The organism is Pseudonocardia sp. Cha107L01 (assembly GCF_052566575.1).
Map to the genome: position 1 here is coordinate 8,102,171 of NZ_CP199579.1, position 12,603 is coordinate 8,114,773.

Genomic DNA, 12,603 nt, shown 5'->3' on the forward strand with positions numbered 1-12,603 from the left:
GTCATGGCGCCTCCGGGTCCGGGCAGCGTACGGCCTGCCCTCCCCCTCTGTCCGTGCCCCGCCAGGGGCGCCTGAGAGATTCGCCCGGTCACACCGGGTTTTCCCCGTCGGCGAACGGCGCGTGCCGCTCTTTCCAGAGGCGTCTCGCCCACGCGGTCCAGGTGCCTGAGAGGTTCCGGGGAGGATTTGCTCCTTCGGCGCCCGCTCCGCTGGCCGCGGTCGGGCTCTCCCGCATGGGATCAGCGACTACGTGCCCAGCTTAGCGGTGACCTGCACCGTCGGCACCCGCGCGGCCCGATCGGTAACCCAGTCGGAACGTGGCGCTGCACACCGCCCTTGTTACCGAGCTGCACGCGAGGCAGGTTTTCCGCGCCGGCAACCGGCCTGGTGTGCAGCTCGGTAACAACAGGCAGGGTCCGGCCGTCGCGGGCCGGTCGGTGCGGTCAGCGCAGGAACGCGGTCAGCGCAGGAACGCGGCGGCCACGCCGGCGTCCACCGGGATGTGCAGGCCGGTCGTGTGGCTGAGGTCGCCGCCGGTGAGGGCGAACACCGCCGCCGCCACGTGCTCCGGCAGCACCTCGCGCTTGAGCAGGGTGCGCTGGGCGTAGAACGCGCCGAGCTCCTCCTCCGGCACGCCATACACCGCCGCGCGCTGGGCGCCCCAACCGCCGGCGAAGATCCCCGAACCGCGCACCACGCCGTCCGGGTTCACCCCGTTGACCCGGATGCCGTGCTCGCCCAGCTCGGCGGCGAGCAGCCGCACCTGGTGTGCCTGGTCGGCCTTGGCGGCGCCGTAGGCCACGTTGTTCGCGCCGGCGAACACCCCGTTCTTGCTGGAGATGTAGACGATGTCGCCCCCGATGCCCTGGTCGATCATCACCTTGGCGGCGGCCTTGGCGACCAGGAACGAGCCCCGCGCCATCACGTCGTGCTGGATGTCCCAGTCGGCCTCGGTGGTCTCCAGCAGCGGCTTCGAGATGGACAGCCCGGCGTTGTTGACCACCAGGTCCACCCCGCCGAAGGACACCGCGGCGGCGGCCACGGCGGCGGCCACGGCGTCGGCGGAGGTGACGTCGGCGGTCACCGCGACGGCGGTATCGGTGCCGACCGCTGTGCTGATTTCTCTCGCCACGGCCTCGGCGGCGGCACCGTCCCGGTCGGCGACGACGACGCAGGCACCCTCGGCGGCCAGCCGCAGCGCGATCGCCCGCCCGATGCCGGACCCCCCGCCGGTCACGAACGCCACCCGCGCGGCCAGCGGTTTCGGTTTCGGCAGCCGGGCCAGCTTAGCCTCCTCGAGCGCCCAGTACTCGATGCGGAACTTCTCCGACTCGGGGATCGGTGCGTAGCGCGACACCGCCTCGGCGCCGCGCATCACGTTGATCGCGTTGAGGTAGAACTCGCCGGCGACCCTGGCGGTCTGCTTGGTCGCGCCGAAGCTGAACATGCCCACCCCGGGCACCAGCACGATGGCCGGGTCGGCGCCGCGCATGGCCGGGGAGTCCGGCGAGGCGTGCCGCTGGTAGTACGCGGCGTAGTCGTCCCGGTAGGCGGCGTGCAGCTCACGGAGCCGGGCGAGCTGCTCGTCCAGGGCCGCGGTCGCCGGCAGGTCGAGCACCAGCGGCCGGACCTTGGTGCGCAGGAAGTGGTCCGGGCAGGAGGTGCCCAGCGCGGCCAGCGGGGCGAGCTTCTCCCGGGACAGGAAGTCCAGCACGGCGTCGGTGTCGGTGAAGTGCCCGACCTGGCGCCGGTCGGTGGACGCCACACCGCGGATCGCCGGTGCCAGCGCGGCCGCCCTGGCCCGCCGCTCGTCGGTCGGCAGCGGCTCGTACCCCGGGCGCACGGGCCCGAACGGCTCCGCCGCGCCGCGGTCGTCCAGGTACCGCTGGGCGGTGTGGATGATCTCCAGCGAGCTCGCCTCGCACTCCGCGCCGGTGGCGCCCCACGCGGTGATCCCGTGCCCGCCGAGGATCACCCCGATCGCCCTCGGGTTCGCCGCCCTGATCGCCGCGATGTCCAGTCCGAGCTGGAACCCGGGGCGGCGCCACGGCACCCAGGCCACCCGGTCACCGAAGATCTCCTTGGTCAGTGCCTCCCCGTCGGCGGCGGTGGCCAGCGCGATGCCGGCGTCCGGGTGCAGGTGGTCCACGTGCTCGGCGTCGAGCAGGCCGTGCATCGCGGTGTCGATGGAGGGTGGCGCGCCGCCCTTGCCATGCAGGCAGTAGTCGAACGCGGCGACCATCTCGTCCTCCCGCTCGACGCCGGGATAGACGTCGACCAGCCCGCGCAGCCGGTCCAGCCGGAGCACCGCGAGCCCCGGTTCGGTGAGCGTGCCCAGGTCGCCGCCGGAACCCTTGACCCACATCAGCTCGACGGGCCGGCCGGTCGCCGGGTCGGTGTCGGTGCCCTTGGCGGAGGTGTTGCCGCCGGCGTAGTTGGTGTTGCGCGGGTCGGCGCCCAACCGGTTGCTCCGGTCCAGCAGCTCGCGCACGGCCTCGTGGGCCACCTGTCCTCCTTCGTCGGACCCTGTGAGTGGCGAGTGGTCCTTAGGACCACTCGCCACTCACGACGTCAGGCGCCCCAGCCGGCCTGGACGCCGCCGACCCGGTCCGTCTCGATGCGTTGCTGGTAGCCGGAGCGGTGGTACGCCGCGACCGGGTCGGGATCCAGGCCCTGCTCGGTGCGCAGCTCGCGCAGCAGTGGGCGGACGTCGGTGGCGAACGCGTCCATCAGCACCGCGTTCGCGCCCAGCACGTCACCGGTGCGCTGCGCGGTGGCCAGCGCCTCGGCGTCGACCAGCAGCGCCTTGGCGGTCGCCTCCTGGACGTTGAGCACCGAGCGGATGATCGCCGGGATCTTGGCCTCGATGTTGTGGCACTGGTCCAGCATGAAGGCGATCCCGGCATCCGCGCGCAGCGCATCGGCGGCCACGATCTCGTGCATGATCCGGAACAGCTGGAACGGGTCGGCCGCGCCCACCATCAGGTCGTCGTCGGCGTAGAACCGCGAGTTGAAGTCGAACGCGCCGAGCCGGCCGGCCCGCAGCAGGAACGCCACGATGAACTCGATGTTCGTGCCCGGGGCGTGGTGGCCGGTGTCGATGCAGACCGTGGCCCTGGGGCCGAGCTCGATGCAGTGCGCGTACGAGGTGCCCCAGTCCGGCACGTCCATGGTGTAGAACGCCGGCTCGAACAGCTTGTACTCCAGCAACATCCGCTGGTGCTCACCCAGGCGGTCGTACACCTCGCGCAGCGCCTCGGCCAGCCGGTCCTGCCGGGCGCGGATCGAGTCCTGGCCCGGGTAGTTGGTGCCGTCGGAGAACCACAGCTTGAGATCGCGGGACCCGGTCGCGTCCATGACGTCGACGCAGTCCAGCAGGTGGTCGATGGCCTTGCGGCGCACCCGGGGGTCCGGGTTGGTGACGCTGCCGAGCTTGTAGTCGTCGTCCTGGAAGACGTTGGCGTTGATCGCACCGAGGGCCAGACCGGCGTCGGCGGCGAACTTCGCGAGCTCGGCGTAGTCGTCCACCCGGTCCCACGGGATGTGCAGCGCCACCGTCGGGGCCACCCCGGTGAGCTGGTGCACCACCGCGGCGTCGGCGATCTTCTCCCGGGGGGTGCGGGGCACTCCGGCCTGGGCGAACACCTTGAACCTGGTGCCGGAGTTCGCGTAGGCCCATGACGGTGTCTCGATCCGCTGGGCGAGCAGCGCCGACTTCGCGGCGGTCTGGTCGATCATGAGATCCGCTCCGTTCCGAGGTACTGGTCGAGGACCTTCGCAGCGGCCAGACTGAAAGGTTTCAAGTTGTCCATGCACACTGCGGGCCGACGCCTCATGTCCGAGCGAGAACCTCGGACGTTCCTAACTTTGCAGGTAACCGTCATCCCGCGCAATCGCCATCACGGGCCGGGCAGACCACGGTGCCCGCGTCAGTTACTCTCTCCGATCTCATCTGAAAGTGGATTGCTTACGTTTCATGGATCGAGGCCAGCGTGACCACGAACGGCGCACCGAGCATGAAGACGGTGGCCGCGCGCGCCGGCGTCTCCCTCGGCACCGTGTCGAACGTGCTGAACCGGCCGGGTCTGGTCAGCGAGGCCACCCGGAGCCGGGTGCTGGCCGCGATCACCGAGCTGGGCTTCGTGCGCAACGAGTCGGCCCGCCAGCTCCGGGGCGGCAGCAGCCGGACGCTGGCCTACGTGGTGCTGGACGCGTCCAACCCGTTCTTCACCGACGTGGCGAACGGCATGCAGGAGGGCGCCGACGCCGCCGGGCTCGCGTTGTTCCTGTGCAACAGCGGGCAGAGCGGCGAGCGGCAGGCCGCGTACCTCGACCTGCTCGAGCAGCAGCGCGTCGAGGGCATCCTGATCACCCCGGTCGACGCGGCCGACCCCCGGCTCGACGCACTGGCCGCGCGCGGCACTCCGGTCGTGCTGGTCGACCGGGCCGCCGGGCCGGGCCGCTGCTCGGTGACCGTGGACGACGTACTGGGCGGTGACCTCGCCGTGACCCACCTGTTGGAGACCGGGCACCGGAAGATCGCGTTCGTCGGAGGCCCGCTGCCGATCGGGCAGGTTGTCGATCGCATCGCCGGCGCCGAACGGGCGATCGCGCGGGCCGGCGCCGGCGAGCTGACCGTGCTGGAGACCGCCGCGCTCAATGTCGCCGAGGGCCGGCGGGCCGGCGAGCGGTTGGCCGGGCTGCCGGCCGCTCGCCGCCCGACCGCCGCGTTCTGCGCCAACGACCTGCTCGCGCTCGGTCTGCTGCAGCGGATGGTCGGCCTCGGGCTGCGGGTCCCCGACGATCTCGCCATCGTCGGCTACGACGACATCGAGTTCGCGAAGGCCGCCGCCGTTCCGCTCACCTCGGTCAGCCAGCCAAGGCAGCTGCTCGGCACCACGGCGGCGGAACTGGTGCTCGCGGAGAGCCGGGACGGGCCGGAGCACCAGCACCGCCAGCTGATCTTCGACCCGGAGCTGATCGTGCGGGCCTCCACCCGCCTGCGCCCGACCTGAGAGCAGCGCACCCGCCGGTCGGTTACCGAGCTGCACAGGAGGCAGGCCGCGGAGCGCGAAAACCTGCCTGGTGTGTAGCTCGGTAACAACAGGCCGGACCGGACCGGGCTAGCTGATGCGCTTGGTGGCGCGGCGGCGGCTCAGTTCGTCCGGTGGGCTCTCCGGTGCGGCGAGTCCGTCGGCACGCTCGGCGGGGAACTCCCGGATGGTGCCGGTGATCTCCCGCATGGCGCCGCCGATGGCGATGCCGAACACGCCCTGGCCGCCCTGCAACAGGTCGACGACCTCCTCGGGCGAGGCACACTCGTAGACCGTGGTGCCATCACTCAGCAGCGTGATGCCGGCGAGGTCGCGGATGCCCCGGGCCCGCAGGTGGTCCACCGCGAGGCGGATGTTCTGCAGCGAGACCCCGGCGTCCAGCAGCCGCTTGACCACCTTGAGGACCAGCACGTCCTTGAACGAGTAGAGCCGCTGGCTGCCGGAGCCGGACGCACTTCTTATGGTCGGTACGACCAACCCGGTGCGCGCCCAGTAGTCCAGTTGCCGATAGGTGATGCCGACCACCTGACACGCGGTCGGCCCCCGGTAACCGGACAGCTCATCGGGCAGCCCGTCATCGAGCGCCGAGCCGGGGAAGAGCTCACCCTGCTCCGCTGGCTCGCCATTCTCCTCGGGCGGCTCGGAATCCATGTCCGTGACCGTAAGCCGAGGTCACCGGGCGGTCAACGCGACGCGCGGCAACCTTCGAGGGTGACTTCAGGGTTGTGCGCCCCGAAAGTCCTCCGGGGAGACCGAGTCGAGGAACTCGCGGAATTTCTCCACCTCGTCCTCCTGCTCGTCCGGGATGATGAGGCCGGCCTCGGAGAGCACGTTCTCCTCCGCGTGGATCGGCACCCCCACCCGCAGGGCCAACGCCACCGAGTCGCTCGGCCGCGCGGACACCCGTGTCCCGCCGTCGAACACCAACTCCGCGAAGAAAGTGCCCTCCTGCAGATCGGTGATCCGTACCTGCTCCAGCCGGCGACCAAGCGCCTTGACCACGTCCTTGAGCAGATCGTGGGTGAGCGGCCTTGCCGGTTTCACCCCTTGCTGCTCCAGCGCGATCGCGGTGGCCTCAACCGAACCGATCCAAATCGGCAGGTAGCGATCACCGTTGGTCTCCCGTAGCAGGAGAATGGGTTGGTTCGCGGGTAGCTCAACTCGCACACCCACTACGCGCATCTCACTCACGCGTCACGCCTCCCTCCCCGACGGGGACTCGCACCACCTGATCGGCCCCTGTGCATATGCTGTTATCGGGTCAGATCCAGTGGACCGTGATACCTGAAGACGCTACACGGACGAACGCTCATTCGCGCGCCGTCTGGCGATGTACGGCCCGTCCGGACCGAATTCACCGGGGTAGCCCCTCGCGGAGGCCCACCCGTATCAACAGAGCGTGAAGTCGGACCGACAAACCTGCCATCTCTCGGAGTAGGTCCTCCGCCCGAGCGGCCGCATCCGGGTCCCGTTGCCGGGCCATCGGGCCGACGATCTGCTGCAGCAGGCCGGTCTCCCGGTCGGCGGCGGCCCGGAACGCGCGCAGGTGCCGGGGCTCGATGCCGAACTCCGTCAGCGCGCTCGCGGTGCGGGCCAGCTCGACGGCGTCGGTGTCGTAGAACCCGGCCGGGCCAGGCCGCACGATGCCGTACTGCTCGAGCGCGGCGAGCAAACCCCCGTCGATGTCGGCCTCGGACAGCAGGTCCTCGCGGGTCAGCCGCACCTTGTTGGTCACCGACGGCGTCTCCGGTGCTCCGCTGGGTACCGCGACGAGTGGGCGGGCTTCCCCGGGACCATGACCGTCACGCTCGTCCAGTTGCTGCTTGATGACCTTCAGGGGCAGGTAGTGGTCCCGCTGGGCGGCGAGCACGAAGCGCAGCCGGTCCAGGTCCTCGCCGGAGAACTGCCGGTACCCGGACGCACTGCGGGCCGGCGAGATCAACCCCTCCGACTCGAGGAACCTGATCTTGGAAATGGTCACGTCCGGGAATTCGCCGCGCAGTCGGTCGAGCACCGCTCCGATGCTCCATCGCCCGTCCTCCGCGCCGCGGCCCCGGGACCAGTGTGGGGCGGTCACCCGCTGCCCTGGCCTGCCCCCTGACCGGCGTCCCGAGGACCGGTCAGGAAGACCAGCCGGAACTTTCCGATCTGTACCTCGTCCCCGTTCGCGAGGACGGCGGTGTCCACCGGCTCTCGGTTCACGTACGTGCCGTTGAGGCTGCCGACGTCGACCACCACGAATTCGCCGACATCGCGGCGGAACTCGGCGTGTCGCCGGGAAACCGTCACGTCATCGAGGAAGATATCGCTCTCAGGGTGCCGGCCGGCGCTGGTCGTCGCCTGGTCCAACAGGAACCGGGACCCGGCGTTCGGACCGCGCTTCACCACGAGCAGCGCGGAACCCGGAGGCAGCGCATCGACACCGGAGACGGGTTGGTCCGCCGCCGGCGCCTCGTGCTCTTGGAGGAAGTCGGCCCGGAAAACCGACGTAGTCTCCGGGGAGCGTTCTGGTGGCACGCCGGGCCCGTCGTTGGTGGTCACCTCGGGGTCTCCTCCTGCGGTGGTCGGATGGGCCGCTGATGGCGGTGCTGAGTTCAAGCTGGGTTGCGCCCAACCTACCGCGCGGCCACGGGTCAGGATTGTTCGGTCAGCGAGCGGTAGGCCGAGGCGTCGAGCAGTCCCTGCACGCTCTGGGCGACCGGTTCGTCGGTGCGGACCTCGAAGATCCAGCCGGCACCGTAGGGCTCGGAGTTGACCAGTTCCGGCTGGTCCACGAGTGCCTCGTTGACGGCCGTCACCTCCCCGGACACCGGAGCGAACAGATCGGAGACCGACTTGGTCGACTCGATCTCCCCGATCGACGCACCCGCGACGATCCGCTGGCCCACCTCGGGCAACTGGACGAACACCACATCGCCCAGCTGGTTCTGGGCATAGTCGGTGATGCCCACCCGCGCGGTGTCATCAGCGGTCGCGCCCACCCATTCGTGGGCTTCAGAGAATTTCAGGTCCTCAGGGGTCACCCAGTTAGCCTATCGAGTCCCCCTGTCGGGGTTGGCACCGGTCGGCGCATGGCCCGCCCGAACTGGATGAGGTAGACAAAACCCGACCACAGGTAGAGCGCGCCGCCCCACGCCGTGAAGGCGTAGCCGATCGGTCGGCACACCTCGGCCAGCCCCGACGCACCCTGCGCCAGCAGCAACAACGGGAACGCGTAGAGCAGGTTGAAGGTGGCCGCCTTGCCGAGATAGGTCACCGGGAACGGGCCGTAGTCCCGGCGGCGCAGCACCGCGACGCAGATCGCCAGCACCAGGTCGCGGCCGATCAAGGCGGCCACCACCCACCACGGCACGATGCCCCGGATCAGGAACGCGGCCAGGGTGGCCAGGATGTAGAGCCGGTCGGCGGCAGGGTCCAGCAGCTCACCGAGCCGGCTGTACTGGTTGAGCCAGCGCGCGGCCTTGCCGTCGAGCCAGTCGGTGAACCCGGCCACCATCAGCACCGCGACCGCGTAGCCGTCCGCGTGCGGCCCCAGCAGCAGCCAGAGGAACAGCGGCACGCCGGCCAGCCGCACCGCGCTGAGCAGGTTGGGCACGGTCACCACCCGCCCGTCGGGTGCCTGGCTCGACCCACGGGCCGGCTCGGTGTCCGGAGCAGGCGTGGCCACGGACGAAGCGTCCCACACCGGCCGCGAGCCGGCCGCCGTGCGCCGGTGATGTCATGGTCATGTCGGGGTCACGTCGGGGGTCATGTCCAGCCGTCACGCCGCTGGCCCGGCGGCACCGGTGCCGATTAGGCAGACTCGGGGCATGGACGCGACCACGCTCAAGGGCCTGCAGGCCCCACTCAAGACCCAATACCGCGAAGACCCGACCTCCGCCGTGGTCACCCTCAAGGCCGACGGCGAGCTGGACGGCACCGGCGTGGCCTGCCGGGTGCAGACCGCCACCGCGCTCGCCGAGGCGGGGTTGCACCCTGCGACCGGCGGCGACGGGACCCAGCTGTGCTCCGGCGACATGCTGCTCGAGGCACTGGTCGCGTGCGCCGGGGTCACCCTGCGCGCGGTGGCCACCTCGCTCGGGCTGGAGGTCTCCGGCCGGGTGCACGCCGAGGGCGACCTCGACTTCCGGGGCACCCTCGGGGTAGCCAAGGACGCCCCGGTGGGATTCCGGGACATCCGGCTCACCTTCGATCTCAAGAGCTCCGCCTCGGCGGACGAACTGGCCACCCTGGTCAAGCTGACCGAGCGGTACTGCGTCGTGCTGCAGACACTGCGCTCCGCGCCGCCGACCGAGGTGGAGCTGCGTACTTCCGCTTGAGGGACCGAGCCTGAGAGACCGAGCCTGCGGGACCGAGCGTGCGACTCCACTGCCGTCGGACCCCTAAGATCGACTGAGCCGCACAACGTGCTGGCCGCAATCGCTACCGGTCAGTAGGTTCTGGGACAGGGCGGGCGAGGAGGGCGACGATGTCCGACACAGGGACGTCCGATACGGGGACGTCCGGAACAGGGACGTCGGGAACTGTCTCCGCCGATGTCGCGGCCGCGCTGGCCGAGGTCGTCGGCCGGGACCAGGTGCTCACCGGCGACCAGATCAGTCCCGACTACGGCCACGACGAGATGCTCTCGGCGGCGGCCCAGCAACCGGGCGCCGTGGTGCGGCCGGCGAGCGCCGCGGAGGTGTCCGGAGTGCTCCGGGTCGCCTCGGCGCACCAGCTCGCGGTCACCGCGCGAGGCAGCGGCAGCGGGCTGTCCGGGGCGGCGATCCCGGAGCCCGGCGGCCTGGTGATCTCCCTCGAGCGGATGAACCGGGTGCTCGAGATCGACGTGGACAACCACGTCGCGGTGGTCCAGCCCGGGGTGACGCTGAGCGAGCTGGACGAGGCGACCTCGGCGCACGGGCTGACCTACCCGGTCTACCCCGGCGAGCTGAGCGCCAGCCTCGGGGGCAACGTGGCCACCAACGCCGGCGGCATGCGGGCGGTGCGCTACGGGGTCACCCGGAGCCAGGTGCTCGGGCTGGAGGCGGTGCTGCCGACCGGTGAGGTGCTGCGCACCGGCGGCAAGCTGGTCAAGGCCAGTACCGGCTACGACCTCACCCAGCTGATCATCGGCTCGGAGGGCACCCTGGCGGTGGTCACCGAGGTGACCCTGCGGCTCTACCCCCGGCCGCCGCACCAGGCCACCGTGCTGGCCCCGTTCCACACCGTGGACGAGGTCGCCCGCGCGGTGCCGAAGGTGGTGCACAGCGGGGTGGCGCCGCTGATCCTGGAGTACATCGACGGGCTCACCATGGGCGCGATCACGTACGCCCAGAAGCTCGACCTCGGGGTACCCACCGAGGTCAGGGAGAAGGCGCAGGCCTACCTGCTGGTGATGCTGGAGAGCGGGCACGCGCAGCGGCTGGACGAGGACACCGAGCAGCTGGGCAACCTACTCACCGAGCTGGGCGCGATCGATCTGTACGTGCTGCCCGGCCCGTCCGCCCGCCGGCTGGTCGAGGCGCGGGAGAAGGCGTTCTGGACGTCCAAGGCGGCCGGCGCCAACGACATCATCGACACCGTGGTCCCGCGCGCGGCGATCCCGGAGTTCCTGGCCGCCGCACAGGAGATCGGCCAGCGGCACGGCGCCGCGGTGTTCGGCTGCGGGCACGCCGGCGACGGCAACGTGCACCTGGCCGTGTTCCAACCCGACGACGAGGTGCGCTCCGCGCTGCTGCGCGAGCTGTTCGAGGCGAGCATGAAGCTGGGCGGGCTGATCTCCGGCGAGCACGGCATCGGCCGGGCCAAGAAGCGCTACTTCCTCGAGCTGACCGACCCCGCCACGATCGATCTGATGCGCCGCATCAAGCGGGCGTTCGACCCCACCGGGATCCTCAACCCCGGCGTGCTGCTGGAGCCGTGAGTGGCGATGGTCGCCAGAGCGACCATCGCCACTCACAGGTCCGACCAAGGAGGGAGTCCCCCATGAACGGCGCCCAGGCGTTGATCAACACGCTGGTCGAGGGCGGCGTGGAGGTGTGCTTCGCCAACCCGGGGACCTCGGAGATGCACTTCGTGGCCGCCCTGGACTCGGTGCCCGCGATGCGCGGGGTACTCACCCTCTTCGAGGGGGTCGCCACCGGCGCGGCGGACGGCTACGCGCGCATCGCCGGCCGCCCGGCCGCGGTGCTGCTGCACCTGGGCCCCGGCCTCGGCAACGGCCTGGCGAACCTGCACAACGCCCGGCGGGCGCACACCCCGATCGTCAACATCGTCGGCGACCACGCCACGTACCACAAGCAGTACGACGCCCCGCTGGAGTCGGACATCGACGCGATCGCCGGCACCGTGTCCGGCTGGGTCCGGCGCACCGAACGGGTCGAGGACGTGGCGGGCGACGCCGCCGCCGCGGTCGCCGCCGCGATGGGCCCGCCCGGCCAGGTGGCCACCCTGATGCTGCCCGCCGACGTGTCCTGGGGACCGGGCGCTGCCGCCGCGCCGCAGCTCGCCTCCCCCGCGGCGGCAGCTCCCCAGGTGCCCACCGAGGCCGTCGACGAGGCCGCCAAGGCCCTGCGGTCCGGTGAGCACACCGTGCTGCTGATCGGCGGCGCGGCCACCCGCGAGCCCGGGCTCAGCGCGGCCGCCCGGATCGCCGCGGCCACCGGCGCGAAGCTGCTCTGCGAGACGTTCCCGGCGCGGCTGGAGCGCGGCGCCGGGCTGCCCGCGGTCGACCGGCTGGGTTACCTGGCCGAGATGGCCACCTACCAGCTGGGGGGCGCCAAGCACCTGGTACTGGCCGGCGCCCGCTCCCCCGTCACCTTCTTCGCCTACCCCGGCGCACCGAGCGACCTGGTACCCGAGGGCTGCCAGGTGCACGTGCTGGCCGCGCCCGAGGGTTCGCCGGTCGCCGCGCTGGCCCAGCTGGCCGACGAGCTCGCGCCGGGCACCGTGGCGGCCGTCGCACCGGCCAAGCTGCCGGAGCTGCCCACGGGTGCGCTGACCGCGGACACCGCGGCCGCCGTGGTCGGCGCGCTGCTGCCGGAGGGCGCGATCGTGGTCGACGAGGCGGTCACCTCCGGCCTCTCCCTGCCGGCGGCCACCGAGGGCTCACCCCGGCACGACCTGCTGACCCTGACCGGCGGGGCGATCGGCTTCGGGCTGCCTTCGGCCACCGGCGCCGCGGTCGCCGCGCCGGACCGGCCGGTGCTCTGCCTGCAGGCGGACGGCTCGGCGATGTACACCATCTCGGCGCTGTGGACCCACGCCAGGGAGAACCTCGACGTCACCACGGTGATCTACAACAACAGCGCCTACGCCATCCTGCGGCTGGAGCTGCAGAAGGTCGGCGCGGCCACCACCGAGGCCGACGGCGCACCCGGCCCCAAGGCCCGCGAGCTGCTCGACCTGTCCAACCCGAACCTGGACTTCGTCGCGCTGGCCACCGGCATGGGCGTCCCGGCCGTCCGCGCGACGACCAGCGAGGAGTTCGCCGCGGCGATGGCCAACGCGCTCGCCGAGCCCGGCCCACACCTGATCGACGCGGTGCTGCCAGCACTGCTGTGACGCC

At 71.4% G+C, this 12,603-nt stretch carries 12 protein-coding genes and 1 riboswitch; of the genes, 4 read left to right on the forward strand and 8 right to left on the reverse strand.

What is annotated here, in order from left to right; translation table 11 throughout:
* Positions 1 to 143 precede the first annotated feature (143 nt).
* Positions 144 to 242: riboswitch (glycine riboswitch) on the reverse strand.
* A gap of 218 nt (positions 243 to 460) precedes the next feature.
* Complete coding sequence (locus tag ACTXG6_RS38245) at positions 461 to 2,506, reverse strand: bifunctional aldolase/short-chain dehydrogenase (protein WP_445184194.1); 2,046 nt, start codon at positions 2,504 to 2,506, stop codon at positions 461 to 463.
* A 65-nt stretch (positions 2,507 to 2,571) separates the two neighbouring features.
* Positions 2,572 to 3,738 (reverse strand): L-rhamnose isomerase, encoded by a 1,167-nt coding sequence (rhaI, locus tag ACTXG6_RS38250; RefSeq protein ID WP_445184195.1) that lies wholly within the window; start codon positions 3,736 to 3,738, stop codon positions 2,572 to 2,574.
* A 278-nt stretch (positions 3,739 to 4,016) separates the two neighbouring features.
* On the opposite strand from rhaI, the gene ACTXG6_RS38255 reads away from it, so the two are divergent.
* The gene (locus ACTXG6_RS38255; RefSeq protein ID WP_445190218.1) at positions 4,017 to 5,015 is read left to right on the forward strand and encodes a LacI family DNA-binding transcriptional regulator; all 999 of its coding nucleotides are present in this window, start codon (positions 4,017 to 4,019) and stop codon (positions 5,013 to 5,015) included.
* A 108-nt stretch (positions 5,016 to 5,123) separates the two neighbouring features.
* Here the strand turns inward: ACTXG6_RS38255 and ACTXG6_RS38260 are convergent, their stop codons facing one another.
* The 6 genes from ACTXG6_RS38260 to ACTXG6_RS38285 form a co-directional block, all read right to left on the reverse strand.
* Positions 5,124 to 5,705 (reverse strand): MerR family transcriptional regulator, encoded by a 582-nt coding sequence (locus ACTXG6_RS38260; RefSeq protein WP_445184196.1) that lies wholly within the window; start codon positions 5,703 to 5,705, stop codon positions 5,124 to 5,126.
* A gap of 66 nt (positions 5,706 to 5,771) precedes the next feature.
* Positions 5,772 to 6,245 carry a bifunctional nuclease family protein gene (locus ACTXG6_RS38265; RefSeq protein ID WP_445184197.1) on the reverse strand — a complete coding sequence of 158 codons (474 nt, stop codon included), beginning with the start codon at positions 6,243 to 6,245 and terminating at the stop codon, positions 5,772 to 5,774.
* A gap of 163 nt (positions 6,246 to 6,408) precedes the next feature.
* On the reverse strand, positions 6,409 to 7,131 hold the full coding sequence (gene ftsR, locus ACTXG6_RS38270; RefSeq protein ID WP_445184198.1) for a transcriptional regulator FtsR: 723 nt from the start codon (positions 7,129 to 7,131) through the stop codon (positions 6,409 to 6,411).
* Complete coding sequence (gene garA / locus ACTXG6_RS38275; protein ID WP_445184199.1) at positions 7,128 to 7,595, reverse strand: glycogen accumulation regulator GarA; 468 nt, start codon at positions 7,593 to 7,595, stop codon at positions 7,128 to 7,130. Before garA ends, ftsR begins: the two co-directional genes overlap by 4 nt.
* Before the next feature lie 92 nt (positions 7,596 to 7,687).
* The gene (gene gcvH, locus ACTXG6_RS38280; RefSeq protein WP_445184200.1) at positions 7,688 to 8,077 is read right to left on the reverse strand and encodes a glycine cleavage system protein GcvH; all 390 of its coding nucleotides are present in this window, start codon (positions 8,075 to 8,077) and stop codon (positions 7,688 to 7,690) included.
* On the reverse strand, positions 8,074 to 8,721 hold the full coding sequence (locus tag ACTXG6_RS38285; protein ID WP_445184201.1) for a CDP-alcohol phosphatidyltransferase family protein: 648 nt from the start codon (positions 8,719 to 8,721) through the stop codon (positions 8,074 to 8,076). The genes gcvH and ACTXG6_RS38285 overlap by 4 nt, the downstream gene beginning before the upstream one ends.
* A gap of 142 nt (positions 8,722 to 8,863) precedes the next feature.
* Between ACTXG6_RS38285 and ACTXG6_RS38290 the strand changes: the two genes are divergently transcribed.
* The 3 genes from ACTXG6_RS38290 (at position 8,864) to ACTXG6_RS38300 (ending at position 12,599) form a co-directional block, all read left to right on the forward strand.
* Positions 8,864 to 9,373, forward strand: coding sequence for an OsmC family protein (locus ACTXG6_RS38290; protein WP_445184202.1), 510 nt, complete (start codon positions 8,864 to 8,866; stop codon positions 9,371 to 9,373).
* 149 nt (positions 9,374 to 9,522) lie between these two features.
* The gene (locus tag ACTXG6_RS38295; protein ID WP_445184203.1) at positions 9,523 to 10,959 is read left to right on the forward strand and encodes an FAD-binding oxidoreductase; all 1,437 of its coding nucleotides are present in this window, start codon (positions 9,523 to 9,525) and stop codon (positions 10,957 to 10,959) included.
* A gap of 62 nt (positions 10,960 to 11,021) precedes the next feature.
* The gene (locus ACTXG6_RS38300) at positions 11,022 to 12,599 is read left to right on the forward strand and encodes an acetolactate synthase large subunit (RefSeq protein ID WP_445184204.1); all 1,578 of its coding nucleotides are present in this window, start codon (positions 11,022 to 11,024) and stop codon (positions 12,597 to 12,599) included.
* Positions 12,600 to 12,603 lie beyond the last annotated feature (4 nt).

What these genes read in the sequence shown, in the direction of transcription:
- rhaI (WP_445184195.1), bottom strand. Translation starts at nt 3,738, where the DNA reads ATGATCGACCAGACCGCCGCGAAGTCGGCGCTGCTCGCCCAGCGGATC.
- ACTXG6_RS38255 (WP_445190218.1), top strand. Translation starts at nt 4,017, where the DNA reads ATGAAGACGGTGGCCGCGCGCGCCGGCGTCTCCCTCGGCACCGTGTCG.
- ACTXG6_RS38295 (WP_445184203.1), top strand. Translation starts at nt 9,523, where the DNA reads ATGTCCGACACAGGGACGTCCGATACGGGGACGTCCGGAACAGGGACG.
- ACTXG6_RS38290 (WP_445184202.1), top strand. Translation starts at nt 8,864, where the DNA reads ATGGACGCGACCACGCTCAAGGGCCTGCAGGCCCCACTCAAGACCCAA.
- ACTXG6_RS38260 (WP_445184196.1), bottom strand. Translation starts at nt 5,705, where the DNA reads ATGGATTCCGAGCCGCCCGAGGAGAATGGCGAGCCAGCGGAGCAGGGT.
- ACTXG6_RS38300 (WP_445184204.1), top strand. Translation starts at nt 11,022, where the DNA reads ATGAACGGCGCCCAGGCGTTGATCAACACGCTGGTCGAGGGCGGCGTG.